This window comes from Streptomyces sp. NPDC054956 (assembly GCF_053609185.1).
Map to the genome: position 1 here is coordinate 1 of NZ_JBSGXB010000084.1, position 24,985 is coordinate 24,985.

The 24,985-nt window shown below is 73.5% G+C and carries 18 protein-coding genes; 11 read left to right on the top strand and 7 right to left on the bottom strand.

Annotation, left to right across the window (positions count from 1 at the left end; translation table 11 throughout):
• Nucleotides 1-49: 49 nt before the first annotated feature.
• The gene (locus ACWGDE_RS16095; protein ID WP_453389611.1) at nucleotides 50-868 is read right to left on the bottom strand and encodes an isocitrate lyase/PEP mutase family protein; all 819 of its coding nucleotides are present in this window, start codon (nucleotides 866-868) and stop codon (nucleotides 50-52) included.
• Between the two features lie 315 nt (nucleotides 869-1,183).
• Between ACWGDE_RS16095 and ACWGDE_RS16100 the strand changes: the two genes are divergently transcribed.
• The 9 genes from ACWGDE_RS16100 to ispG all read left to right on the top strand — a co-directional run bounded on the left by ACWGDE_RS16100 (nucleotide 1,184) and on the right by ispG (nucleotide 12,352).
• A complete protein-coding gene (locus ACWGDE_RS16100) occupies nucleotides 1,184-2,134 on the top strand; it encodes a 4-hydroxy-3-methylbut-2-enyl diphosphate reductase (RefSeq protein ID WP_453389612.1) in 951 nt (316 codons plus the stop codon).
• Between the two features lie 62 nt (nucleotides 2,135-2,196).
• Nucleotides 2,197-3,246, top strand: coding sequence for a polyprenyl synthetase family protein (locus ACWGDE_RS16105; RefSeq protein ID WP_453389613.1), 1,050 nt, complete (start codon nucleotides 2,197-2,199; stop codon nucleotides 3,244-3,246).
• Between the two features lie 25 nt (nucleotides 3,247-3,271).
• The gene (locus ACWGDE_RS16110; RefSeq protein ID WP_453389614.1) at nucleotides 3,272-4,309 is read left to right on the top strand and encodes a Gfo/Idh/MocA family oxidoreductase; all 1,038 of its coding nucleotides are present in this window, start codon (nucleotides 3,272-3,274) and stop codon (nucleotides 4,307-4,309) included.
• A complete protein-coding gene (locus ACWGDE_RS16115; protein WP_453389615.1) occupies nucleotides 4,299-5,264 on the top strand; it encodes a sugar phosphate isomerase/epimerase family protein in 966 nt (321 codons plus the stop codon). The genes ACWGDE_RS16110 and ACWGDE_RS16115 overlap by 11 nt, the downstream gene beginning before the upstream one ends.
• Entirely contained in the window at nucleotides 5,245-6,564 is a 1,320-nt protein-coding gene (locus tag ACWGDE_RS16120; protein WP_453389616.1) for a M20/M25/M40 family metallo-hydrolase, read from the top strand. The genes ACWGDE_RS16115 and ACWGDE_RS16120 overlap by 20 nt, the downstream gene beginning before the upstream one ends.
• Nucleotides 6,565-6,601: 37 nt before the next feature.
• Complete coding sequence (locus ACWGDE_RS16125) at nucleotides 6,602-7,735, top strand: Ldh family oxidoreductase (protein WP_453389617.1); 1,134 nt, start codon at nucleotides 6,602-6,604, stop codon at nucleotides 7,733-7,735.
• Entirely contained in the window at nucleotides 7,732-8,655 is a 924-nt protein-coding gene (locus ACWGDE_RS16130; protein WP_453389618.1) for a Gfo/Idh/MocA family protein, read from the top strand. Before ACWGDE_RS16125 ends, ACWGDE_RS16130 begins: the two co-directional genes overlap by 4 nt.
• 68 nt (nucleotides 8,656-8,723) lie before the next feature.
• Nucleotides 8,724-11,078 carry a 1-deoxy-D-xylulose-5-phosphate synthase gene (dxs, locus tag ACWGDE_RS16135; protein ID WP_453389619.1) on the top strand — a complete coding sequence of 785 codons (2,355 nt, stop codon included), beginning with the start codon at nucleotides 8,724-8,726 and terminating at the stop codon, nucleotides 11,076-11,078.
• Between the two features lie 110 nt (nucleotides 11,079-11,188).
• Entirely contained in the window at nucleotides 11,189-12,352 is a 1,164-nt protein-coding gene (gene ispG / locus ACWGDE_RS16140) for a flavodoxin-dependent (E)-4-hydroxy-3-methylbut-2-enyl-diphosphate synthase (RefSeq protein ID WP_453389620.1), read from the top strand.
• 168 nt (nucleotides 12,353-12,520) lie between these two features.
• Here ispG and ACWGDE_RS16145 read toward each other — a convergent pair whose 3' ends face one another.
• Together ACWGDE_RS16145 and ACWGDE_RS16150 are read right to left on the bottom strand one after the other, a co-directional pair.
• A complete protein-coding gene (locus tag ACWGDE_RS16145; RefSeq protein ID WP_453389621.1) occupies nucleotides 12,521-14,119 on the bottom strand; it encodes an AMP-binding protein in 1,599 nt (532 codons plus the stop codon).
• Entirely contained in the window at nucleotides 14,119-16,524 is a 2,406-nt protein-coding gene (locus ACWGDE_RS16150) for a LuxR C-terminal-related transcriptional regulator (protein WP_453389622.1), read from the bottom strand. Before ACWGDE_RS16150 ends, ACWGDE_RS16145 begins: the two co-directional genes overlap by 1 nt.
• 239 nt (nucleotides 16,525-16,763) lie before the next feature.
• Here ACWGDE_RS16150 and fdxA point away from each other — a divergent pair, with 239 nt between their 5' ends.
• Nucleotides 16,764-17,090 (top strand): ferredoxin, encoded by a 327-nt coding sequence (gene fdxA / locus ACWGDE_RS16155; RefSeq protein WP_453389623.1) that lies wholly within the window; start codon nucleotides 16,764-16,766, stop codon nucleotides 17,088-17,090.
• Nucleotides 17,083-18,321, top strand: a complete 1,239-nt coding sequence (gene dxr, locus ACWGDE_RS16160; RefSeq protein WP_453389624.1) for a 1-deoxy-D-xylulose-5-phosphate reductoisomerase — start codon at nucleotides 17,083-17,085, stop codon at nucleotides 18,319-18,321. Before fdxA ends, dxr begins: the two co-directional genes overlap by 8 nt.
• A 75-nt stretch (nucleotides 18,322-18,396) precedes the next feature.
• Here dxr and ACWGDE_RS16165 read toward each other — a convergent pair whose 3' ends face one another.
• From ACWGDE_RS16165 to ACWGDE_RS16180, 4 genes are all read right to left on the bottom strand, one after another.
• Nucleotides 18,397-20,829 carry an ATP-binding protein gene (locus ACWGDE_RS16165; RefSeq protein WP_453389625.1) on the bottom strand — a complete coding sequence of 811 codons (2,433 nt, stop codon included), beginning with the start codon at nucleotides 20,827-20,829 and terminating at the stop codon, nucleotides 18,397-18,399.
• Between the two features lie 148 nt (nucleotides 20,830-20,977).
• Nucleotides 20,978-22,354: a protoporphyrinogen/coproporphyrinogen oxidase gene (locus ACWGDE_RS16170; protein ID WP_453389626.1), complete on the bottom strand. Its 1,377-nt coding sequence runs from the start codon at nucleotides 22,352-22,354 to the stop codon at nucleotides 20,978-20,980.
• A 30-nt stretch (nucleotides 22,355-22,384) separates the two neighbouring features.
• Nucleotides 22,385-23,992 (bottom strand): class I adenylate-forming enzyme family protein, encoded by a 1,608-nt coding sequence (locus tag ACWGDE_RS16175; protein WP_453389627.1) that lies wholly within the window; start codon nucleotides 23,990-23,992, stop codon nucleotides 22,385-22,387.
• Between the two features lie 66 nt (nucleotides 23,993-24,058).
• A partial coding sequence (locus ACWGDE_RS16180; RefSeq protein WP_453389628.1) for a UbiA family prenyltransferase occupies nucleotides 24,059-24,985 on the bottom strand: 927 nt, incomplete at its 5' end.

Consider the following 24,985-nt stretch of genomic DNA (forward strand, 5'->3'; position numbering starts at 1 on the left):
GCCCGCCCCGCGGGGGCGCCGCCCCCCACGGCCGTGTGCGGTTCCGGGCCTACTTCAAGAACAGCCCGTTGAGCGTCCCGTAGTCGAGCGTGCCGCCGAGACCGCCGTACGTGCCCTGCGCCAGCAGCTCCTCGGCGGCGGAGCGGGCCGCCGAGTACGCGGCCTGCGCCACGGCGGTACCGACGCTGATCCGGCGCACCCCGGCCTGCGCCAGCTCGGCGACCGACGGACCGCCCGGGCCCGCCAGGGCGTTGACGGGCAGCGGCCCCTTCGCGATCTCGGCCAGGGCCTCGAGGTCCAGCAGGCCGGGCACGAAGAACCCGTCGGCGCCGGCCTCCGCGTACGCCAGCCCCCGCGCGAGCACGTCCGCCAGCCGGCCCGACTCCTCGCCGATCCCGAACAGGAAGACGTCCGTACGGGCGTTGACCACCAGCTCCGGCAACCCCGCCTCCGCCGCGGCCGCACGGGCGGTACGGATGCGGTCCGCCTGCTCCTCGGCGGTGTACAGGGTGCCGTCGGACGCCTTGGAGTCCTCCAGGTTGATCCCGACGCCGCCCACCGCGACGACCTCGCGCACGGTCCGCGCCACGTCCTCGTAGCCGCCCTCCACGTCCACGGTGACCGGCAGGTCCACGGCCGCCACTATGCGCGCGGCCGCCTCCAGCATCTCGGCGCGCGTGGCGTGCTGGCCGTCCCCGCGGCCGATCCCCCAGGCCACGCCGCCGCTGGTCGTGGCGATCGCCGAGGCTCCGGCCGACTCGATCACCGCCGCGCTGGCCGCGTCCCAGGCGTTCGGCAGCACCAGCAACGATTCGCTCAACGCCCGCAGCCGCAGGGCCTTCTCGGTGGTCTTCGCGTCGACTGTCATCCGAAGTCTCCTCAAGCTAACCGTTGTTGAGTGGCCGTCATATCGACCCATCTCTCAGGACTCTAGCCACCGCACCGCAGGCCGGCCCGCAGCGACTCCCCGGCCCGGATGACAGGCGTATGACAAGGCGGCGGTGGACCGGGGCGGGTGGGGTGGCAGAGCGACGGGCGGCGACGACGGGCGTGGCAGCGAACGGGCGGAAATCCGGCCCACCGGCTCCGGGGACGGCCGCCCGGGCCGGTATTCGTTGACTGGTTTCCGGCCTTGTCGGCAATCTCGAGTTCACCGCGACCGACCGAAACGGGAGAACACCAGATGTCAGAAACCAGAGCTCCGAAAAAGGTGATTCTGGCGGAGCCGCGTGGATTCTGCGCCGGTGTGCGCCGCGCGATTCAGATCGTCGAGGAGGCCCTCAACAAGTACGGAGCACCCGTATACGTACGGAAGGAAATCGTCCACAACCACTACGTCGTCCGTTCCCTGGAACAGCGCGGCGCGATCTTCGTGGATTCCGAGGAGGAAGTCCCGGAGGGCTCGGTCTGCGTGTTCTCCGCCCACGGGGTCTCGCCGGCCGTCCGCACCAACGCCGCCCACCGCGAGCTCGACGTCATCGACGCGACCTGCCCGCTGGTCTCCAAGGTCCACCAGGAAGCCATCCGCTACGCCCGTGACGGCAAGACGATCCTGCTGATCGGCCACAGCGACCACGAGGAGGTCGAGGGCACCTACGGGGAGGCCCCCGCGTCGACCATCATCGTCGAGGACGTCGAGGCGGTGGCCGCGCTGGACCTGCCGACCGACGCGAACGTGGCCTACCTGTCGCAGACCACGCTGTCGCTGGACGAGACCTCCGGGGTCATCGACGCCCTCAAGGACAGGTTCCCGCTGCTCGAGGGCAAGGGCGACATCTGCTACGCCAGCCAGAACCGGCAGAACGCCGTGAAGGCGATCGCGCAGCGCAGCGACCTGGTGCTGGTGGTCGGTTCGGTCAACTCCAGCAACTCCATCCGGATGGTCGAAGTGGCCCGCGACCTGGGAACCGCCGCCCATCTGGTGCCCGAGGTGGGCGACCTGCGCACCGAGTGGCTCGACGGGGTCTCCTCCGTCGGCGTGAGTGCCGGGGCGAGCGCGCCGGAGATCCTGATCGACCAGCTCCTCGATCGGCTGACGGAACTCGGCTACGTCGACATCGAACTCGAGCAGACCGCCGTCGAGAACGTGGTCTTCAGCCTGCCGGCAAGCCTCACCGGGGCATCGGTTCGGTGATCTATCCCGAAATCTTCACACGATTTCGCACACATTCCGATTTCATCTCAGAGAAGGCTGCCATGACGATCGTCGATACCGATATTCAGCAACTCCGGGCCGGAATGCTCGACCAGGTGGAACAGCGGCTCGAGCAGTTCGTCGAGCACCAGCGCGCGTACTGGTACGGCATCAACCCGCGCGCCGCCCAGCCGGTGGACGCGATCTCCTCGCTCGTCGCCAGCGGCGGCAAGCGGCTCCGCCCGGTGTTCGCCCTCAGCGGCTTCCTGGCCGCCGGCGGCAACCCGTCCGACTCGGTCGCCATCGAGGCCTCGGCGGCGCTCGAACTCCTCCAGGCATTCGCGCTGATCCACGACGACGTCGTGGACAACTCCTCGCTGCGCCGCGGCTCCCCCACCGTCCACCGGCTGCACGAGGCCGAGCACCAGATCAACGGCTGGCAGGGCGAGTCCCGCCGGTTCGGCGAGGGCGTCGCGGTCCTCGCCGGCGACCTGGCCCTGATCTACGCCGACCAGCTCACCACCCGCTTCCCCGCCCCGGCGCGCGCCGTGTGGGACGAACTCCGTGCCGAGATGGTCATCGGCCAGCACCTGGACGTGGCGGTCGCCGCGGAAGGCGTGGTCGACCCCTCGCTCTCCCGCTGGATCGCGGTGTGCAAGTCGGGCCGCTACACCATCCACCGCCCGCTGGTGCTCGGCGCCACCCTGGCCGGACGCCCCGACCTGGCCTCGGCGTTCGAGACGTACGGGCTCGCCCTCGGCGAGGCCTTCCAGCTCCGCGACGACCTCATCGACGCCTTCGGCACCACCGAGGACGCCGGCAAGCCGACCGGACTGGACTTCGCCGAGCACAAGATGACCCTGCTGCTGGCGCTGGCCGCCGAGCAGGACGCGCGGGTCCGCTCGATCCTCGACCGCAAGGACGGCGCCCCCTGGGACGTCGACCTGCTGCGCCGGATCCTCGACGAGACCGGGGTCCGCGCCACCGTGGAGCGCACCATCGCCGGACTCGTGGACAAGGCCTGCGAGTCGATCGCCCGGTCCGGACTGGACCAGTCCTGGTGCGAGGAGTTCTCCCGGCTCGCTACCCGGGTCGCCTACCGAAGCCACTGACCTCGAGCGCCAACGGGAGCGAATCATGCCCAGAACACTGATCGTAGGCTTCGGCCGGGCGGGTCACGGGCTCCATTGGACCGTCCTGGAGCGGCTGCGCCGCACCGAGCGCGGCGCCGCCCTCATCTCCGGTCTCCCGCCCGTGGTCTACGACTTCAACCCGCACACCCCGCAGCTCACCGACGCCGAGGTGATCTCCGTACCGGAGCTCGCCAAGGCCGCCGAACTGCTGGACCCCAAGGACACCATCGTCCACCTGTGCACGCCGCCCACGCACCGGCTGGAGCCGTTGCGCGAGCTGGCCGAGCTGGGGTTCGACCGGATCCTCGTGGAGAAGCCGCTCGTGGCCGACACCGAGGAACTGGCCGCCATCGACGCCCTGCGGGCCGGCCACGGCCTGAAGGTCATGGTCGTGGCGCACTGGCTGCAGAGCGCCCTGACCACCCGGCTGCGCTCCTTGGTGCAGGGCGGCAAGCTCGGCACGCTGGAGACCATCTTCGTGGCGCAGCGCAAGCCGCGCCTGGTGCGCACCCTCCAGACCGAGGGCCACCCGACGGCCTTCGACGTGGAGCTGCCGCACTCGGTGGGCGTGGCGCTGAAGCTGGCCGGCGCGGGCCGTACGGCCGGGGCCGAACTGCACGACATGCACGTCGGCGACAAGGTCGTGCCCGAGATGGGGGCGGCCCGGCTGCTGCTGGAGCACGACGCCGGCGTCCAGACGGAGATCTTCTCCGACCTGGCCTCGCCGATCCGGGAACGGGTGATCCGCCTCGGGTTCAGCGACGGGTGGGCCGTGGGCCACTACCCGATCAGCGAGAGCGACGACTACGCGCACCTGAACACCTCCGCCGACGGGAAGAACGTCCGCTCGGTCTTCCGGGACGACTCCCTGGCCCGGTTCCTGATCCACGCGTACGAGCAGTTCACCACGGACGCGGACCTGGAAGCCGACTTCCGGCTCAACGCCCGGGTGACGACCGTGCTCGCGGAGGCCAAGGAACTGGCCAGGATCGCCCGTCTCGAGGAGGCCCTCCAGGAAGAGGCACTGCCCCATGCTTCCTGACCTGCGGACCTTCGCGCGGCGCGCCCCGAGGGGCGAGGCCGCCCCCGGAATCCTCTACGCGGGGATCGGCGACGAAGCCGGGCGCACGCTGGAGCAGCAGGTCCGCGCGGTCTCCGGACTGGGCTGGCAGCTGATCGAGATGCGCAGCGTGGGCGGGGTCGCGATCGCGGACCTGGACGACGCGGCCTTCGGCGCCTGCCTGCGGGCGCTGGAGGAGGCGGGGCTGGGCACCGCCTGCGTGGACTCGCGGATCGCGGACTGGTCGCGGCCCATCAGCCAGGGCGTCGAGCAGGACCTGGCCGAGCTGAACCGGCTCGTCGACCGGTGCGCCGCCCTCGGCACCCGCTACGTGCGGGTCATGTCCTACCCCAACGACGGGTGGGACGAGGCCGACTGGGGCCGCGAGGTGATCCGCCGGATGCGGCTGCTGGCCGCCCGGGCGGACGCCTCGGGCCTGGTCCTCCTGCACGAGAACTGTGCGGGCTGGGCCGGGCGCAGCGCGGATCGGATGCTGCGGCTGCTCGAGGAGGTGGACAGTCCCGCGCTGCGGCTGCTGTTCGACACCGGCAACGGGGCGGCGTACGAGTACGAGGCCTACGCGGTCCTGGAGCGGCTGATGAGCCAGTGCCCCGAGGCGGTCGCCCACGTCCACGTGAAGGACGCGGTCGGCAGCGGGGCGCGGGCGGCGTACACGCTGCCCGGCATCGGCGAGAGCCAGGTGGCCCGGTGTCTGCGGCTGCTGCTGGACAACGGGTACACCGGCGCCTGGTCGATCGAACCGCACCTGGCGCTGCGGCCGCACGAGAGCCGCACCGAACTGGGCGAGGACGGCCCGGACCTGTTCGTGGAGTACGGGCGCCACCTGGAACACCTGGTCGCCACCGAGGTCGTGGCCGCGGCCACCGACGACAACGAGACGAGAGAGGAGTACGCACGTGCCGGCATCCACCACTGAGCTGCTGCGGACGGCGCCGCTCACCGCCGGGGACGACGAGCTGCTGCTGCGGCTGCTGTCCCTGCCGACCGCCGGTCCGCTGGAGACCGGGGCGGGCGGCGAGGTCCGGCTGTGGGAGGCGCAGCGGGCCTACGCCGAGGCGGCGCGGGAGCTGGGCTTCACCGTCGAGTGGCACGGCACCGCCGACGCGGACGAGCTGGCCGACGAGCAGGTCCCGGCGGTGGTGCGGTGGGCGGTGCGGGACGACGAGGAGTTCCTCGCCTCGCAGCCCAGCCTGGTGCTGCGGCTCGGGCCGAAGCTGCCGCACTCGCGGACGGTGATGTTCAACATCCACGTGGACACGGTCGCCGGGGTGCAGCCGGTGTCGCTGGACGGCGACCGCTTCCACGGCCGGGGCGCCATCGACGCCAAGGGTCCCGCGGTCGCCCTGCTGGCGGGAATCCGGGCGGCGGTGGACGCCGAGCCGGCCATCGGCCGCGAGACCGGTGTGCTGATCCAGCTGGTCTCCGGCGAAGAGGGCGGCGCCATGGGGGTCTACGGCACCCGGCCGCTGATCGAGCGCGGGTTCACGGGCCGGCTGAACATCTTCTGCGAGCCGACGGGCCGGCGGCTGCTGACCCGCTCCACGGCCGCGATGACGGCCCGGGTGCGGGTGGCGGGCGACGACTCCATCGACGACGCCCCGGCCGCCGGACACAACGCGACGGTCCTGCTGGGGCACGTCGCCGGACACCTGGCGGACGCCCTGCCGCGGTACGCGAACAGCGGCCAGGTGTGCGTGGCCGGCCTGCAGACGGGACCGCTGCACAACAAGGTCTACGGGACGGGGCAGTTGCTGCTGAACCTGTCCTACGGCTCCGGCGCCGACGGGGTGGCGCTGGAGGAGGCCACCCGCCGGGAGCTGCGCCTGGCACTGGCCGGCTTCCGCCACCGCTTCGCCGGCAGCGAGCTGATCGGCCGGACCGCCGCCGACGCGGAGGAGATCACCACCCTGGACTGGCTCAAGCGGGGCCTGCCCGCCCTGGACGGTTCCGACGCGTGGGCGGAGCGGCTGCTGACCGAGGGGGCCGGACTGGAGCGCTGGCCGGCCGACGAGCCCGCCTTCACCTGCGACGCGATCTGGGCCGACGGGCTGCCCGACAGCTTCACGGCCGTGTTCGGGCCCGGTGACCTGCAGTGCAACAACGCCCACGCCGAGGGCGAGTTCGCCGACCGGGAGGAACTCGAACTGTTCGCCGGGGACATCGCCCGGCTGCTGATCGCCTTCGCCACCACCGATCCGACGCCGACGACCCGATGAGCAACCAGAGCGACCAGAGGAACCCGAGGACTCACTCATGACCACCGCCACATCCACCGCCGAGCGGTCCCGCACCGTGCGGCTCGACTACAGCGAGCTCGTCGGCTTCACCGCCGAGGTGTTCACCCGCCGGGGCCTGGCCGCCGACCGGGCGCTGGCCGCCGCCGAGGCGCTGGTGTACGGCGACCTGACCGGGGTCAGCTCCCACGGCCTGGCCAACCTGACCCGGCAGTACCTGCCCCTGTTCGACGAGGGGCGCGCCGACCCGAAGGCCGATCTGGAGATCGTCGCCGACCGCGGCGCGGCCGTCCTCGTGGACTCGCACCGGGCCCTGGGCCTGTGGTCGGCGGGCGCCGCGATGGACCTGGCCGCCGAGCGGGCGCAGGCCCACGGGATCGGCCTCGTCTCCCTGTACAACGGAACGCACTTCGGGTGCGCCGGATACTTCACGGGCAAGCTGGCCCGGCGCAACCAGATCGGGCTGCTGGCCGGCAACTGCGGCGGGCAGCGCATCATCCGCCCGCCGGGCGGCGCCGCCGCGATGCTCGGCACCAACCCGTTCAGCCTGGCCGTACCGGCCGGTGAACACCCCCCGTACGTCCTGGACATGAGCACCACCGTGGTGCCCACGGGCCGGGTACGGGCCGCCGAGCGGGCCGGGAAGCGGATCCCCGAGGGCTGGCTCGCCGACGACGCGGGCACCCCGGTGACCGACCCCGGGGCCTTCGACCGCGGCGAGGCGCACCTGCAGTGGCTGGGTGGCCGCCCCGAGACCGGCTCGTACAAGGGGTACGGGCTGAGCCTGCTCGTGGAGACGCTGGCCGCGCTGCTGCCCGGCGCGAACCTCGGTCCGACCGGGGAGCTCGGCGGGGCCCGCCCCAACGGCCGCGACGACAACATCGGCTTCCTCGCGCTGGCGATCGCACCGGGCACGCTGCGCCCCGAGGGCGATTTCCTGGCCCAGGCCGACGACCTGTTCGCCTCCCTGCTGGGGGCCCCCGCGATCGACCCCGCCCGGCCGGTGAGCTACCCCGGCTGGCCCGAGGACCGGCACGCGCAGGAGGCCCGTGAGAACGGCGTACCGCTGGCAGCCGCCCTCCACGGCGAGCTGCTGGAAGTCGCCGAGCAGTACTCCCTCGTCCCGCCCGCTCCCCTTGGAGGAGAACGATGAGCAAGATCCGTATCGGCATCGTGGGGCTGGGAGTGATCTCCCGCTTCTACCTGGAGGCGCTGGAGCACCTCCCGGGCCTGGAACTGGCCGCCGTGTGCGACCTCAACGAAGAGGTGCTGGCCCCCTTCGAGGGGAAGATCCCCACCTACCGCGACCACCGCGAGCTGCTGGCCGGCACGGAACTCGACGCGGTCGTCGTCAACGTCCCCAACGACGTGCACTTCGCGGTCGTGCAGGACGCGCTGAGCGCCGGACGCGCGGTCTGCGTCGAGAAGCCCCTCGCGATCACCGTGGAGGAGGGCCGCACCCTGCGGGCCCTGGCCTCCGTCCACAAGGTGGCGCTGTTCACCGCGTACCACCGCCGCTACAACACCAACGTCCTGGAGCTGCTGGCCGGCCTGCCGGCCGACGTCCCCGTCGAGAAGGTGACGGTGCGCTACTGGGAGAAGATCGAGGAGCACGTCGGCCGCGACCAGTGGTACCTGAACCCGGAGCGGTGCGGCGGCGGCGCGGTCGCCGACAACGGCCCCAACGCCATCGACGTGGTGCACCTGTTCCTCGGTGACGTCTCGCTGGCCGGAGCCGACGTCACCCGTGACGCCAACGGCGTGGACCAGCAGGCCGTGATCCGGCTGATCACCGCCGCCGGCGCCGAGGCCGTCGTGGACCTGGACTGGGACTACGGCCACGGGGAGCTCAAGGACGTCGAGGTCGTGCTCGCCGACGGCCGCCGGTTCTCCGCCGACATGCTGAGCGGCTACCCCGGCTTCAAGAGCTCGCTGGGCCACGAGTACGTCGGGGTCCTGGAGGAGTTCACCGAGGTGCTGCGCGGCGAGCGCACCACCTGGCCGGACGGACTGGCCACGCTCGAACTCGTCCACGAGGTCTACCGCGCCGAACGCACGGCCGCCGTCCACTGATCCCGGCCTCGGGTACCGGCCTTCCCGTACGCATCGATCCAGCACAGCACCAAGGGAGTTGAACTGTCATGGCACACCCGGAGAACGGTCGTAAGAAGAGCGTCAGCGGCATCGTCGTCAAGGTGCTCAAGCACCGCCGTGACGACCGCGGCATGGTCCTGGAGCCGTACACCAGCCGATGCGTGCGGGAAGGCGAGATCCACGAGCTGGTCACCACGGACCAGGTCACCACCCAGCCGGGCGGCACCATCGACCGGGTGGCCTTCCTCGGCTTCGTCGAGCTCACCAACGGCGGTGTCCTCGACCGCGGCGACGAGGTCTGGTCCGGCGACCAGCGCGTCGGCACCGTCCTCGGCTACGACGCCTGCCACTTCCCCAACCACTACAACGTCCTGATCGCCACCGACACCCCGAAGACCGGCCCCGAGATCGGCCTGGAGCCGTCCACGGAGATCCGCTTCGTGCCGGCCGAGGGCCACCGGGACCGCGCCGAGGGCATGGGCCGGCTGCTGCGGGCCGTGCGCACCCCGGAAGACCTGCGCTCGATGGACCACGGGCAGCTGAACCAGCTGGCGGCGGAGATCCGCGAGACGCTGGTGGAGAAGGTCTCCAAGACCGGCGGCCACCTCGGCCCCAACCTCGGTGTCGTCGAGCTGACGATCGCCCTGCACCGGGTGTTCCGCTCCCCGCACGACTCGATCGTCTGGGACACCGGCCACCAGACCTACGTGCACAAGATGCTGACGGGCCGCGCCGACCAGTTCGACGGGCTGCGCCAGGCCGGCGGCCTCTCCGGCTACCCCTCGCGCTCCGAGTCGGTGCACGACCTGGTGGAGAACTCCCACGCCACCACCGCCCTGTCCTACGCCGACGGCCTGGCCAAGGCGTACAAGCTCAAGGGCCAGAAGGACCGGTTCGCGGTCGCGGTCATCGGCGACGGCGCCATGACCGGCGGCATGTGCTGGGAGGCCATCAACAACATCGCGGCCGACAAGGACCTTCCGGTCGTCATCGTCGTCAACGACAACGGCCGGTCCTACGCGCCGACCATCGGCGGCCTGGCGGAGCAGCTGACCAAGCTGCGCACCTCGCACAAGTACGGCCAGGTCCTGGAGTGGGGCAAGCTCGTCGCCAAGGCCCCGGTCGTGGGCAGCGGTCTGTACGACGTCCTGCACGGCGCGAAGAAGGGCATCAAGGACACCGTCGCCCCGCAGAACCTCTTCGACGGGCTCGGCCTGAAGTACATCGGCCCGGTCGACGGCCACGACACGGTGGCGCTGGAGAAGGCCCTGACCCGGGCCCGGCACTTCGGCGGCCCGGTGCTCGTCCACGTCATCACCACCAAGGGCAACGGCTACGCCCCGGCCGAGAACCACGAGCTGGACCGCTTCCACGCCACGGCCGCCTTCGACATCAGCACCGGCCGGGCGAAGGCCCCCGCCACCCCGGCCCCGCGCAGCTGGACCTCGGTGTTCAGCGAGGAGATCGTCAAGGCCGGACACCGCCGCGAGGACCTGGTGGCGATCACGGCGGCGATGCTGGAGCCGACCGGGCTGCGGGACTTCTCGCTGGCCTTCCCGGAGCGCACCTTCGACGTCGGCATCGCCGAGCAGCACGCGGTGACCTCGGCGGCGGGCCTCGCCATGGGCGGCATGCACCCGGTGGTGGCGATGTACGCGACCTTCATGAACCGTGCCTTCGACCAGGCGCTGATGGACGTGGCCCTGCACAAGCAGCCGGTCACCTTCGTCCTGGACCGGGCCGGTGTCACGGGCGACGACGGCGCCAGCCACAACGGCATGTGGGACATGTCGATCCTCAACCTGGTGCCGGGGATGCGGATCGCCGCCCCCCGCGACGGCCGCCGGCTGGGCGAGCTGTTCCAGGAGGCCATCGAGGTCAGCGACGGGCCGACCGCGGTGCGCTTCCCCAAGGGCCCGGTGCAGTCCGACATCGACACCGTCGACAAGGTGGGCGGCATAGACGTCCTGCACCGCGGCGAGAGCGAGGACGTCCTCCTCGTCGCCGTCGGCAGCATGGCGCAGACCTGCCTGGACGCGGCCTCGCTGCTGGAGGCGGACGGGATCGGCTGCACCGTGGTCGACCCCCGCTGGATCAAGCCCGTCGACCCGGCCCTGATCCCGCTGGCCGCCCGGCACCGCCTGGTGGCGACCGTCGAGGACAACGGCCTGACCGGCGGCGCCGGTTCGGCGGTGGCGATGGCCCTGCGCGCCGCGGGCGTGGACACCCCCACCCGCGAGTTCGGCATCGCCCAGGAGTTCCTCGACCACGCCAAGCGCGCCGACATCCTCAAGGCCCTCGGCCTGACCCCGGGGGACATCGCCCTCAAGCTCTCCGGAGCCCTGCAGCGGCAGGACGCCGCCGCGGCCGCCGCCGTGCGGCCGGCCGGGCAGCTGGTCTGACCGGCGCATCCGCAAGGCCCGCAAGGCCCGCAGTACCCGCTCGTGCTCGCTCATACCGCCCGCAGCGCCCGTACCCGCCCGTCCGAAGTTTCCCGAAGGGATCCACCGTCATGACCGTTCTGCTCGGCTCGCCCACCCTGCCGCCCAAGTCCGTCGCCCCGCGCCGCCACACCCGCCAGATCATGGTCGGCAACGTCCCCGTCGGAGGTGGCGCCCCCGTCTCGGTGCAGTCCATGACCACGACGCTCACCTCGGACGTGAACGCCACGCTCCAGCAGATCGCTCAGCTCACCACGGCCGGCTGCCAGATGGTCCGCGTCGCGGTTCCCTCGCAGGACGACGCCGACGCCCTGCCGGAGATCGCCCGCAAGTCGAAGATCCCGGTCATCGCCGACATCCACTTCCAGCCCAAGTACGTCTTCGCCGCCATCGACGCCGGCTGCGCGGCGGTCCGCGTCAACCCAGGCAACATCATCCAGTTCGACGACAAGGTCAAGGAGATCGCCCGGGCCGCCTCCGGCGCCGGTGTCCCGATCCGGATCGGCGTCAACGCCGGCTCCCTCGACAAGCGGCTGCTGAAGAAGTACGGCAAGGCCACGCCCGAGGCGCTCGTCGAGTCGGCCCTGTGGGAGTGCTCGCTGTTCGAGGAGCACGGCTTCCAGGACATCAAGATCTCCGTCAAGCACAACGACCCGGTCGTCATGATCGAGGCGTACCGGCAGCTGGCCGCCCAGTGCGACTACCCGCTGCACCTCGGCGTCACCGAGGCCGGCCCCGCCTTCCAGGGCACCATCAAGTCGGCGGTCGCCTTCGGCGCGCTGCTCGGCGAGGGCATCGGCGACACGATCCGCGTCTCGCTCTCCACTCCCCCGGTGGAGGAGATCAAGGTCGGCCTGCAGATCCTCGAGGCCCTGAACCTGAAGAAGCGCGGCCTGGAGATCGTCTCCTGCCCCGGCTGCGGCCGCGCCCAGGTCGACGTGTGGAAGCTGGCCGACCAGGTCACGGCCGGTCTCGAGGGCCTGGACGCTCCGCTGCGCGTCGCGGTCATGGGCTGCGTCGTCAACGGTCCGGGCGAGGCCCGCGAGGCCGACCTCGGCGTCGCCTCCGGCAACGGCAAGGGCCAGATCTTCGTGAAGGGCGAGGTCATCAAGACCGTCCCCGAGTCGAAGATCGTGGAGACCCTCATCGAGGAGGCGCTCAAGCTGGTCGAGGCGATGCCGGCGGAGGAGCGGTCCTCCCGGGCCGGCGACGCGCCCAGCGTGAAGGTCCTGTGACCGAAGGGTCCCGCGGCGCCGCGCCGCCGCCCGGCCGCCTCCCCTCGGTGTGCCGAGGCCACCCCGCCCCCTCCACCCGTGCCCCACCAGACAGCGGCCCCGTCCTTCGCGGTGAAGGACGGGGCCGCTGTACGCCGGGCCGGGCGGGACTGCCGGTCCGCGGCGCCGTCAGTCCGCGGACGGGGCCGCGGCCAGGGCCGCGCGGCGGGTGAGCATCGCGCGCAGCCGGCGGCGGTCCGGGGCGCCGGACCCCGCGCGGGGCAGCGCGCCGACCAGCTCCAGCCGGGCCGGCAGGTGGGCCTCGGCGGTGCCCAGGCCCAGCAGGTGCTCGCAGAGCTCCGGCAGGCTCGGCGGGTCCCCGGCCGGGACCACCACGGCACAGGCCAGCTCCCCGTGCAGGGGGTCCACGTAGGCCAGTACGGCGGCCTCCTCGATCCGGGGATGGGCCGCCAATCGCTGCTCGACCTCGGTTACGGGCATCAGGAAGACCCCGCCGACCTCCTCCGGAGCCGCCGCGTCCGAGACCTCGGGGGCGCCCCCCGCCGCCTCCCCGCCGTGCTCCCAGGTCGGCCGCAGACCGCCGGTCCCGCGCTGCCACCGGGCCAGCCGGGACGCCGGCCCGGGCCGCCCGGACTCCTGCCCGGGGGCCGGCTCCGCGCCCGCCGTCAGCGGCACCCGCCAGGTCTCGCGCAGCTCCAGGACCAGCCCGGCCGGGGTGCCGGCCGCGTCGGAGGACAGCGCCCGGCGCAGGGTGCTCAGGTCCCGGGGCTTCTCCGCCTGCGCGGCCAGCAGTTCCGACCACTGCGCGGGGGTGGCGAAGGCCAGTCCGGCCCCGGTGCGGCTCAGCAGGTCCAGCGCGGTCTCCGGGTCCCACACGTCCTGCAGTACGGCGGTGCCGCCGCGCGAGAGCGGGCCGAGTACCGCGTGCAGCAGCGAGGGCAGCACGGCCAGCGGCAGCGCCGAGAAGCTCGCCTCGCCGGGGTGCGGGGCGCCCGCGGCCTCGAGACCGGCGTGCAGGGTGTTGGGCGTGTGCATGTCCATCGTGTGGGTTTCGCGCAGGCCCACCGAGTTGACGTTCAGGCAGATCCGGTCGGCGAGGTCCGCGGGCATCGGCAGCCAGCCGGTGCGCTGGTAGCGCTCGTGGGGGGTGCGTACGAAGTGCCGGGTGAAGTCGAGGGCCCCGGTGGACTCGGCGTCGCCGAGCACGACGCGGTGGCGCAGCCAGGGCAGCGCGGGCGCGAGGTCGGCGAGGGTCTCGGCGGGCGCGGCCCCCTCCCACAGGTCGGGCACCACGCACAGCCGGGGCTGGGCCGCGGTCAGTACGGCTTCCAGGTCCTGCGCGCCGTAGCCGGGCATCACCGGCACCGCGACGGCCCCGGTGCGCAGACAGGCCAGGAACAGGGCGCAGCTCTCCCACCAGTTGGGCAGCTGGAAGGCCACGGGGTCGCCCGGGCGGATGCCGAGGGCGGCCAGCGCGTGCGCGAACCGGTCGACGAGCGCCACGAGCTGCCCGTACGAGATCCGGGCGATCCGGGTGCCGGCGGGCTGGTGGGCCCGGTGCGCGGTGATCGCGGTGCGGTGGGGGTGGGCGGCGCCCGCCCGGTACAGGTCGTGCAGGACGGTGGAGCGCCGCCACCGGCCCTGCCGGACGAACTCCTCGGTGAGGCCGGCCGGCGGCCGGACCGCGGCGAGGAGGTCGGCGAGCGGGACCCCGCCGTCGGCGGGTTCCGGCGCGGTGCGGGCTTCGGGCTGCCGCGGTGCGGCCATCAGTTCCTCCTGCCGACGGCCCAGGCCACCTGTACGCGCGAGTTGCAGCCCAGTTTGCGCATGACGTGCCGGACGTGGTTGACGACGGTCCATTCGGCGATGTTCAACTGGCCCGCGATCTGCCGGTTGGTGAGGCCCTCGGCGACCAGCAGGGCCACCTGGAGCTGGCGCGGCGTGAGCACGGCCGCCTCGCTGCGGTCCTCGGCGCGGCCGGGCCCGACGGCGGCCAGGGCCTCGCCCGCCATGGCCTCGGGACGCAGCCGCAGGCCTTCGACCCAGGCGGTGGCGAACACGGTCCAGCCGAGCTGGCGGCGCAGCCCGGTGACGGCCTCCTGGACCCGGTTCCAGTGTTCGTCGGGGACCTTGGTCCCGGTACGCCGGCGCAGCGATTCGGCGGCGGCGAAGAGCCGGGTGGCCCGCTGGGGCTGACCGGCGGCGCTCTGGATGAGCAGGGCGAACTCCTCCAGGGCGGCGGGCAGTTCGGTGCGCTCGTCGATGGAGTCGAACAGCCGCAGGCTTTCGCGCAGCGCGCTCTGCGCGGTCTCCTCGTCGTTCTCGCGCAGCGCGGCCCGGGCGCTGACGAGCAGGGTGCGGGCCAGGTCGCGGACCTCGCCGTTCTGGCGGTGGATGCGTACGGCCCGGTCCAGGAGTGCCCGTACCTCCTCGGCGGGTCCGGCGGCGAGCGCTTCGGCGAGGGCGGTGGCGGCCTCGGCGGAGCCGGCGGTGTCGCCCTGCGCCTCCAGCGTGGCGCGGGCGGCGGAGAGCAGGGACTGGCCCACGGCCCGGTCCCCGCAGTGGAAGTACGCCAGTCCCATGCGGGCGGAGGCGCGGGCGCCCTGCCGGGGGTCGCGCAGCTGCTTGTAGAGGGCGACGGCGCGGCGGTGCCGGTGCGAGGCGCCGTCGTGGTCGCCGAGGGCGGCGGCGAGGCAGCCGGCCCCGTCGTGGAGCCGGGCGCGCAACCGCAGCAGCTCCTCGTCCTGGGGGACGCCCTGGCCGTTCGGGCCGCCGTGGGCGCCGTTGGCGCCGGGCGCGCCCTGCGCGTTCTGCTCCTCGTGGAGGGCCTGGGCGGTGGTGTCGAACCAGCGCAGCCCCTCCTTGAGTTCGCCCCGCACCAGCCAGGGGCGCAGGCTGGCGGCGACGAGCGCCGCCCGGCCCCGCAGGTCGCCCTCCTCCTGGAGGTGCGCGAGGGCGGCCAGTACGTTGCCGTGCTCGACGGCGGCGGCGCGCAGCCAGCGGCGCTGCTCGGACCCGTTGAAGCGGGCGTCGAGGGTGTGCAGGAGCCCCTGGTAGTGGCGGGCGTGGGCCCGGCGCGCGGAGCGTTCCCCGTCGGAGTCCGCGAGGAGCGCGAGCCCGTACGTACGGATCGTGCGGGACATCGTCAGCCGGCTGTCGGCGCGCGGCTGCTCGGTCAGGGAGAGCAGGTTGCGGTCGAGGAGCGCCTCGATGGCCTCGGCGCTCTCGCCCGGTGCCAGCGGGGTGACCTTCTCGGCGGTGGCGAGGGTGGCGCCTCCCTCGAAGACGGCCAGGTGCCCGAGCAGGGTGCGCTGCCGGTCGCTCAGGCCCCGGCAGCTCCACTCGGCCATGGCCAGTACGGAGCGCTGGCGCGCGGGCGCGTCCACGGGCCCGGACAGGTGGCTGTCGCCGCCCCGGACCAGCCAGGCGTGCAGTTCGCGCAGCGGGAACAGGCGCAGCCGCCAGGCGGCCAGCTCCATGACCAGCGGCACTCCTTCGAGGAGGTTGCAGATCGCCACGACCGCCTCGACGTTCTCCGCGGTGAGCGTGAACTCGGGGTTCACCTCGTGGGCGCGCCGGGTGAAGAGCTGGACGGCCGGGTTGTCCTGGACGTCGGCGACCTCGGGCTCCGCGAGCGGTCCGGGCGGCGGCAGCGGCGCCACCGGGACCACGCGCTCCCCGTAGATGCGCAGGGCCTGCTGTCCGGTGGCCAGTACGGTCAACGCGGCGTGCCGGGCGAGGTGTTCGGCGACGGCGGGCGCGAGGACGCCGGTCAGGTGCTCGATCCCGTCGAGGATCAGCAGGAACCGCGCGGGGCCGCCCGCGCCGTCGGCGTCCGCGAAGTCCGCGAAGTCCGCGAAGTCCGCGGCGTTCGCCGCGTCCGCCGCGGCGGCGTCCGCGAGGCCCGCCGCGACCGCGCCGGCGACCGCTTCCACGGCCGCCTCCGGCGAGGCGCAGGCGGGCAGGTCCACCGAGCGGATGCCGCCCGGGAACCCGTCGGCGAGAGCGCGCGCCGCCTCGGCGGCCAGCCTGCTCTTGCCGACCCCGGCGGGGCCGGTGAGCGTGGCGAGCCGGACGGTCGGGTCCTGGAGCCTTCCTTGAACACCCATCAGATCGAGTTCCCTGCCCACCAGTTCGGCGGACAGCTGAGGCGTCCCGAGATCGATCGACATTTTCCCCCCATGTCCTTGATTCCCGGTGGCTTGCTTCCGTCACCGCGCGGGGGACCAAAGGAGTCCCACGGTGCGGCTCCGGAAGTTAGTCAGCGGGGCTTAAGGGGCTCTGAAGGCAGGAAGGTGCCGAGCCCGCCTTTAGCCCGTCACAAGGCCCGCTGGTTCGAATGCGGGGCGAGCTGGACAGCTCGCGCCGGCAACGACACCAGGACCGTTTCCGCCACCCCGAGGAGCCACCCGTGACGTACGTCATCGCTCAGCCCTGCGTCGACGTGAAGGACAAGGCCTGCATCGACGAATGCCCCGTGGACTGCATCTACGAGGGCCCGCGCATGATGTACGTCCAGCCCGACGAATGCGTCGACTGCGGGGCCTGTGAACCGGTCTGTCCCGTGGAGGCCATCTTCTTCGAGGACGACCTCCCGGAGGAGTGGGCCGGGTTCGGCCCCGCGAACATCGAGATCTTCGAGACCGTCGGCTCCCCCGGCGGCGCCGCCCACGCGGACCCGCTGCCGGCGGACCACCCCCTCGTGGCCGCCCTCCCCGTGAGCGGCGCCCATGTCTGAGCCCCTGGCGGCCGCCGCGCCGCTCGCCGACCCGCGCGTGGCCCAGCCGGTCACCTCCAGCCCCCGCAGCGTGGTCGTCCTCGGCTCGACCGGCTCCATCGGCACGCAGGCGGTCGACGTGATCCGCCGCTCGCCCGGCCGGTTCCGCGTGCTCGGGCTCGCCGCGGGCGGCGGACGCCTGGACCTGCTCGCCGAGCAGGCGCTCCTCCTCGACGTGGAGTACGTGGCGGTGTCGGACGCCGACGCGCTGCCGGCCCTGCGCGAGCTGCTGGCCGTACGGGCCGGCGGCCGGGCGCTGCCGAAGCTGCTGGGCGGGCCCGACGCGGCCACCGAACTGGCGGCCCTGGAGTGCGACGTGGTGCTCAACGGCATCACCGGCTCCATCGGCCTGGCCCCGACCCTGGCGGCCCTGGAGTCCGGGACGGTGCTCGCGCTGGCGAACAAGGAGTCCCTGGTCGCGGGCGGTCCCCTGGTGAAGCGGCTGGCGCGGCCGGGACAGATCGTGCCCGTCGACTCCGAGCACTCGGCGCTGTACCAGTGCCTGACCGGCGGCCGCGACACGGAGGTGCGCCGGCTGGTGCTCACCGCCAGCGGCGGGCCGTTCCGCGGCCGCAACCGCGCCGACCTGGAGAACGTGACCCCGCAGCAGGCGCTGGCCCACCCGACCTGGGACATGGGCCCGATGGTGTCGGTGAACTCGGCGACCCTGATGAACAAGGGCCTGGAGGTCATCGAGGCCCACCTGCTCTTCGACGTCCCCTTCGACCGCATCGACGTGGTGGTCCACCCGCAGTCGGTGGTGCACTCCATGGTCGAGTTCACGGACGGCTCCACGCTGGCCCAGGTCAGCCCGCCGGACATGCGCATCCCGATCGCCCTGGGGCTCGGCTGGCCGGACCGGGTGCCGGACGCCGCCCCCGGCTGCGACTGGACCGCGGCGACGGCCTGGACCTTCTTCCCGCTGGACCACGAGGCCTTCCCCGCCGTCGGCCTCGCGCAGTACGCGGGCCGCGCGGGCGGTGTGGCGCCCGCCGTGTTCAACGCCGCCAACGAGGAGTGCGTGGGTGCCTTCCTCGCGGGCCGGCTGCCGTTCACGGGCATCGTCTCCACCGTGCAGCGCGTGGTGGACGAGCAGTTGGAGGACGCTCCGAGCGCCGCCGCGCTCACGCTGTCCGACGTGCTCGACGCCGAGAAGCGGGCCCGCGTGCGTGCGCGGGAACTGTCCGGCTGAGCCGCCTCGGAGCAAGCAGGAAAAGATCCCGTCCGGTCACCACGACCGGACGGGATCTTTCGTTCCCCGCGCCGGTCAGCCGGTCGCGTCGAGCGCCGCGGCGTCGGGGTGCGGGCCCGCGGAACGGGTGGCGGCGCCCGCCTGCTGGGCGCGCAGGATCCGCTGCGTGACGTGGACCCGTGAGCTGCAGTCGAGCTTGCGCATGACCTTGCGCAGGGTGTTGACCGCGGTCCACTCGGCGATGCCGAGCCGGCGCGCCACCTCCCGGTTGGTCAGCCCCTCGGCGACGAGCGCCGCCACCTCCTGCTCGCGCACGGTCAGGAGCTCGGTGCCCGCCGTGCGCGGCAGCGCCCGGGGCGGCCTGCGTACGGGTTCCACGGCCCGGCCGACCGCCTCGTCGAGGCCGAGCCTGCGCGCGGCGCGGCAGGCCTTCTCGTACGCGGTGTCCCCGAGCCGGGTCCGGGCCTCGGCCCGCAGGTCACGGGCGTGGGGCTCCGCGGGCAGGACGAGCCCGCCCACCCGGTCCCGTACGGCGCCGGCCGCGGCGGTCAGCAGGGCCGCGGCCTCCCACACCTGGCCGGTCCCGCCCTGGCCGCGGACGCGGGCCCGGGCCATGACGAGGAGGGCCGCCCCGGTGCCGGGCAGGTCGCCCAGGCCGTGCAGTGCCAGCAGGGCTTCGCGGGCCGGGCCGAGGGCCTCGGCGGCGTCCGGGCCCTGGGTGAGGAGGCGGGCCCTGACCAGCGCGGCCAGTGCGGACAGCCGGGTGTCGCCGGCCTCCGCTCCGGCGCGGGCCGCCTCCTCGGCGAGGAGCAGCCCCTGGGCGCGCTGGCCCAGCGCGCCGAGCACGTCGGCGAGGAACACGGCCGCGCGGGCCCGGCCGGGGCCGTCGCCGAGGCTCTCGTACCCGTCGCGGGCGGTCTCCAGGAGGGCCCGCGCGGAGGCGGGATCGCCCTGCTCGTGCAGGACGCGGGCGAGGGTGAGGCGGATGCCGGCCGCGCCGCGGCGGTCCTCGCCCGCGGGGTACGCGCTCAGGGCCTTCTCGGCGCAGTCCCGGGCGGCCTCCAGGGATCCGCAGGCCAGGTGGGCGGCGGCGAGGGCGGCGAGGGCGGCCGGCTCCGCGACGCCCCCGGAGTGCGACCGGGCGGCGGTCAGCCGGGCCACGGCGGCCCGGCCCTCGCCCCGGTGCACCCAGTAGGGCACGGCGGCCGTGGCCAGGCGGGCGGCGGCGCGGCCGTCCCCGGTCCGTACGAGGCTGTCCAGGGCGGTGAGGACGTCCTCGTGCCCGTGGCCCAGGCGGTCCAGCGCGGCGCGCTGTCCGGGTCCGTCGAGTTCTCCGAGCAGGTGGTGGGCCTGCTCGGTGAAGTACGCGGTGTGCGCGGCCTCCACCTCCGTCCAGGACCGGCGGCGCTCCAGCAGGGTCCGCGCGAACTGCCGGTGCAGGGAGGGCATCCGGAAGCGCATCTCCCCGTCGGGCTGCTCCTCGCACAGCAGCAGGCTGTGTTCGACGAGCTCGGCGAGCGCCGTGTGGACGTCGGGCAGCGGGAGGGCGAGGACCCCGCGGACGCCTTCGGCGTCGAAGGTGTCGGTGAACACGGCGAGCCTGGCCAGCAGGTCGCGGCGGTGCTCGGGCAGGGCCGACCAGCTGTGCGCGAGGGCGTCCGTCATGGACAGGTGGCGCGAGGTGGTGTCGGCGCGGGTGCCGTACAGGGCCTCCGGGGAGCGGCCGAGCTCCTCCAGGAGGGCGGCCGGGGAGATCACCTTGAGCCGGGAGGCGGCCAGTTCGACGGCGAGCGGCAGCCCGTCCAGGCGTACGCACAGTTCGGCGACGACGGCGCTGTTCTCGGCGGTCAGCCGGAAGCCGGGCCGGCTGGCGCGCAGGCAGGACAGCAGCAGCCGGACGGCGGGGACCCGGGCGAGCCGGTCGGGGTCGACGGTGTCGGCGGGCTCGGGCAGCCGCAGCGGGGCGAGCGGGACGGGGCGTTCCCCGTAGACGCCGAGCGGCCGGGGGGCGGCCGAGAGGATGCTCAGCCGGGCGCAGGCCTCGGCGAGGGCGGCCACCCGGCCGGCCAGGTCGTGCGGCGGGCGTGGGCCGAAGTCCAGGACGACCAGGGCCCGTTCGGTGTCCTCGGCGGCTCCGCTCATGGTGTCGTGCAGGCGGCGCAGGGCGGCGGTGGCCTCGGCGGGGGTGAGGGTGTCCAGGTCGAGGTAGTGGCCGGGGATCCCGGCCTGGGTGACGGCGTCGAAGACGGCGGCGGCCAGGCGGCTCTTGCCGACGCCGACGGACCCGGTGAGGGTGAGCATCCGGGTGTGCCCGGCGAGGACCGCGGAGGTCAGTTCGGCGAGTGCGGTGTCCCGGCCGACCAGGGGGGCGAGGGTGCGCAGTCCGCCGGGCGCGGCGGCCGGGCCCTCCCAGGCCGCGTCCGCGCGCCCGCCGGAGCCGCGGCCGTCGTCGCCGCCGTCACCCCCGTGGCCGTGGCCGCCGTACGTCGTGCCTTCCTCGCTGAGCACTTTCGGTCCCCCTCCGTCCGCATGTCTATGACATGTCCGGACGGCGAGCATCTCAACAGGCCCACTAAGGACGCCTAAAGCGTCGGCGGCCTGGGAGCCGGGCCGGACGGGCACGGTCAGGTTCCGTGTCCGGCCGGCCCGGTCCCGGTCAGGAGCGCGACAGCAGCCGCTCGGCGGCGAGTTCGCCCGCCAGTACGGCCGCTTCGCTGGAGGGCCGCTGGTACAGCCAGTCCCCGGCGTACTCGACCGCGCGCACCGGGCGGGCCAGGAACTCCCGCTGGAGCCGCACCGCTTCGGGGGTGGCCTCGGGGGCCGCGTGCGGGAAGCGGTGCACGAAGGCCTGGCGCAGGTGCGCGCCCAGCCCCGGCGCGTACTTCTCGGCGCGTCCGAGCAGGGCGGCCAGGACCTCCTCGTCCGGCAGGCCGATCAGCTCGCGGGTCGCGGCGGGGCTGGTCAGGATGGAGACCAGGCCGGATCCCTTCGGGGCCCGGTTGGCGGCCTTGGCGTGCTCGAAGGTGAGCCCGCTGATGCGCCCGTCCTCGACCTCGGGCACCAGCAGCGCGTACACGGACGGGGAGCCGCGGCGCTGCGGCGGGGTGAGCGGGCGGTCCACCAGGCAGGTGACGCGGATCATCGGCGTGTACGTGGACGCCTCGAGGTACGGCAGTTCCGCGGCGGGCGCGCCCGGGTGGATCCGGCGGGCGAGCGGGGCCGGTACGGCGAGCACGGCCTCGCGGGCGTTCAGGACGGAACCGTCGGCCAGCACCAGGCGGACCCCGGCGGCGGTCTCCTTGACCTCCTCGACCGGGTGCCCGGTGCGGACGTCGAGCTTCTCGGCGACCCTGCGGGCCAGCGCGTCCATGCCGCCCTCGTAGGTGCGCCAGCCGAGCAGGCCCCAGGTGGAGACCATGGTCGAGACGAGCGGGGCGGCCGTGGAGCGGGTCGCGTCCCAGCCCCAGCCGGTGGCTACCGCGGGCTGCAGGACGTAGTCGTAGACCTCGCGGTGACGGCCCTCGGCGAGCTGCTGGACGGTCTTGGTGCCCAGCGGGCTGCCGCCGGGGTCGCGGGTGTCGAACTGCTTGGCCTGGCGGACCAGGGAGCCGGCGAGTCCGGCCAGCCCGGAGCGTCCGCCGAGGGACAGGCCGCCGCCGGTGAGCGCGCCCACCCAGTGGCCGGTGCCGGCGTGGGCGCGGCCGCCGCGCCACACTCCGGCGAGGCTCTTGACCTTCAGTACGCCGCCGTCGCGGTCCAGGCCGGTCTCCTCGATCAGCCGCCAGGTCGCGTCGTAGCCGTGGACGGCGAGGGTCTCGGTGCCCTCCTCCACGATCCAGTCCCCCACGCGGCGGGCCTTCATCCGGCCGCCGACCGCGTCGGCGGCCTCCAGCACGACGGGATTGCGGCCGGCCGCGCGCAGCCGGTGGGCGGCGGTCAGTCCCGCGATGCCCCCTCCGACGACGGCGACGTCGATGTCCGTGCCGCCGCGGGTGCTGCCGCCGGCGGCCTCGGTCGGGTGTTGTCGCGCCATGTGCTCACTCCTCGGGAGTTGGGAAGGACCTCAGGTCCAGCGGCCGGTGCCGAACGTGGCGTCCTCGCCGAGGAGCCGTTCGCGCAGTTCGAGGCGGCGCACCTTGCCGGTGCTGGTGCGCGGGATGTCGTTCCAGTCGAGGCGGCGCGGCTCGGCCAGGGCCGGGAGGTCGGACGTGGCCTGCTTCCAGGCGACCTCGTCCCAGGCGCCGTCACGGGTGCACACCACGGGCAGCGGGAGCTGGCCGGGGACACCGATGATCACGGCTTCCTGCAGCTCGGGCAGCCGGTCGGCGAGGACGTCCTCCAGCTCGATGCAGCTCATGCCGGGGATCACGTCGACCTCGCGGTCCAGCAGGCTGAAGGCGCCGGTGCGGGAGACCACGGCCCAGTCGCCGGTGTTCCACCAGGCGCCCTGGGTCTTGGAGGCCCAGCGGTCGGCCTCGCCCAGGTAGCTGATGCAGCGGCCGTTGGTACGGGCGAGGACCACGCCGGGGGTGCCGGCCGGGACCTCTTCCATGGTGACCGGGTCGACCACCTTCATGCCGGTGAACCCGGGGATCGGGCGGCCGACGACACGGGTGGTGGGGTGCCGGGTGCCCTGCTCGTCGAGGGCTCGCTTGGTGAGCAGGCGGAAGGTCATGGGCCCGGTCTCGGACTGGCCCCAGCCCTGCAGCCAGGAGGGGAACGGCCGCTTGCTGGCGTGCAGGAAGCGGCGGATCGTCGGCGGGTGCATCGCGTCGAAGGTGCTCACGAACAGGCGGACTTCGGAGAAGACGTTGTCCGGACGCTCCAGCAGTTCCTCCCAGCCGATGTACGTGGCCGGCAGCGTCTCCAGGTAGGTGGGGCGGTACCGGCTGAACATCCGCTGGGCGGTGGCCGGTTCGGCGTCGGCGAGGATCAGCGCGCGCTTGGGCTCCAGGCGCAGCATGCCGGTGGACCAGGTGATCATGCGCATGTGGTTGAAGGCGACGGAGGTGGCCACCGTGTCGCGGCGCTTCATGCCGACGATCGGCCACGGGATGGACTCCGTACGGCCCAGGTGCCCCATGATCGTGTCGGCGGTGTGCACGACCAGCTTGGGCACGCCCGTGGTGCCGGAGGTGTGGGTGGCCACCATCGGCTCGTACGAGGCGGTCTCGACGGCCGGCGGGATGCGGTTGCCGCGCAGGTCATCCATGGTGAGCGCGCCGGGGAAGGGCCGGTCGATGGAGACGACGGTCTCGGCCAGCGTGATCAGGTCGGCGCCCGACTCCGAGGCGGTGCGCAGGATCTCCTCGGTGGTGACGAGCACCCGGGCGTCCGCCCGCTTGAGGACGGTCTGCAGGGTGTCGGCGGGCAGCCCGCCCGCGACCAGTACCGGCAGGGCGCCGATCCGGGCCGCCGCGCAGGCGAGGATCAGGTAGTCCCAGTGGCTCGGCTTGGCGATGGCGACCCGGTCGCCGGCCCGCGCACCGGCCGCGTGGATCCACGCGGACGCCTCTTCGACGAGTCCGGCGAGGTCCTGGACGCCGAGGTCGGTGCCCAGGTCCGGCGCGAAGTCGAACGGCCGGCTGAGGTGGATCCTCGTCTTGTGTCCCCGCGACGCGTAGTGCGCGAAGAGTGTTCCCAGGCCGGTCGGCCCGCCCTTGCCGCTCATGTCTCTCCCCTGTTGTCCGTCCGCTCGTGCGCGGTACGTGGCTGTGTACGGCGTCGATGCCGTGTGTCAGAGCGTGAAGTGGATGAAGTTGACCAGCACCAGGCCGGCGACTCCGGTCCGGAACGCCTTCACCCCGCGCATCCGGGCCAGCAGCGCGTCCTTGCCGCGCAGGAAGTCGGAGTACTGGCGCACCCGCAGTACGGCCAGCGGCAGCATGGCCGCCACGGACCACCAGGGGGCCCAGCCGAGCAGGGCCGCGCCGCCGCAGACCAGCAGCAGGTCGGCGCCGCTGAGGGCCCCGATGAACCGCCGGTTGCCGGCCTCGGAGGTGCGGACGGCGACGGTGCTGCGGCCGACGGCCCGGTCCCCTTCGATGTCCTTGGTGTTGGAGTACGCGGAGACGAGCATCTGCCAGAGCCCGAAGAGGCCGGCCTCGACGAGGACCAGGGCGGGCAGGTGGCCGGCGGTGAACCCGTACTGGGCGATCACCAGGGCCATCGGGCAGCCGGCGATGAGGATCTCGCCGAGTCCGCGGTAGCTGAACTTCAGTCCCCACGAGTACTGGCAGCTGGTGAGCAGGACCGCGGCGGTGACGGCCAGCGCCCATACGGGACGGTGCTGCGCCGTGACGGCGGCGGCCGTCCAGAACACCGCGCCCCACAGGAGCGCGAGGAATCCGAACCAGTACGCCTGCCGGACGGTCAGTTCGCCGGTGAGCAGCGGCTTGCGTTCCAGCGGGCGCAGTGGAGTCCCGTCGCCGCCCAGGTAGTTGGCGCGGTCGCTGCCGTCCTGGTAGCCGTTGATGTCGTCGAAGACCATCACCGCGGAGACCACGCCGACCTGGCCCAGGATGAACAGGCCGAGCGTCAGCCAGGTGTCCCCGGCCAGCCGGGCCTCGGGGGCGAGCGCGCTGACCACGATCAGTGCGCTCAGGTAGTAGTCGAGGACGAACTCGAACTTCGCCAGCCGGGCCAGGGCACTCAGCCGCCCTCC

Coding starts and splice junctions, on each gene's coding strand:
- dxr (WP_453389624.1), top strand. CDS start 17,083: ATGTCTGAGCCCCTGGCGGCCGCCGCGCCGCTCGCCGACCCGCGCGTG.
- ACWGDE_RS16100 (WP_453389612.1), top strand. CDS start 1,184: ATGTCAGAAACCAGAGCTCCGAAAAAGGTGATTCTGGCGGAGCCGCGT.
- ACWGDE_RS16115 (WP_453389615.1), top strand. CDS start 4,299: ATGCTTCCTGACCTGCGGACCTTCGCGCGGCGCGCCCCGAGGGGCGAG.
- ACWGDE_RS16110 (WP_453389614.1), top strand. CDS start 3,272: ATGCCCAGAACACTGATCGTAGGCTTCGGCCGGGCGGGTCACGGGCTC.
- ACWGDE_RS16105 (WP_453389613.1), top strand. CDS start 2,197: ATGACGATCGTCGATACCGATATTCAGCAACTCCGGGCCGGAATGCTC.
- ACWGDE_RS16125 (WP_453389617.1), top strand. CDS start 6,602: ATGACCACCGCCACATCCACCGCCGAGCGGTCCCGCACCGTGCGGCTC.
- ACWGDE_RS16150 (WP_453389622.1), bottom strand. CDS start 16,524: ATGTCGATCGATCTCGGGACGCCTCAGCTGTCCGCCGAACTGGTGGGC.
- ACWGDE_RS16175 (WP_453389627.1), bottom strand. CDS start 23,992: ATGAGCGGCAAGGGCGGGCCGACCGGCCTGGGAACACTCTTCGCGCAC.
- ACWGDE_RS16170 (WP_453389626.1), bottom strand. CDS start 22,354: ATGGCGCGACAACACCCGACCGAGGCCGCCGGCGGCAGCACCCGCGGC.
- ispG (WP_453389620.1), top strand. CDS start 11,189: ATGACCGTTCTGCTCGGCTCGCCCACCCTGCCGCCCAAGTCCGTCGCC.
- ACWGDE_RS16095 (WP_453389611.1), bottom strand. CDS start 868: ATGACAGTCGACGCGAAGACCACCGAGAAGGCCCTGCGGCTGCGGGCG.
- dxs (WP_453389619.1), top strand. CDS start 8,724: ATGGCACACCCGGAGAACGGTCGTAAGAAGAGCGTCAGCGGCATCGTC.
- ACWGDE_RS16130 (WP_453389618.1), top strand. CDS start 7,732: ATGAGCAAGATCCGTATCGGCATCGTGGGGCTGGGAGTGATCTCCCGC.
- ACWGDE_RS16145 (WP_453389621.1), bottom strand. CDS start 14,119: ATGGCCGCACCGCGGCAGCCCGAAGCCCGCACCGCGCCGGAACCCGCC.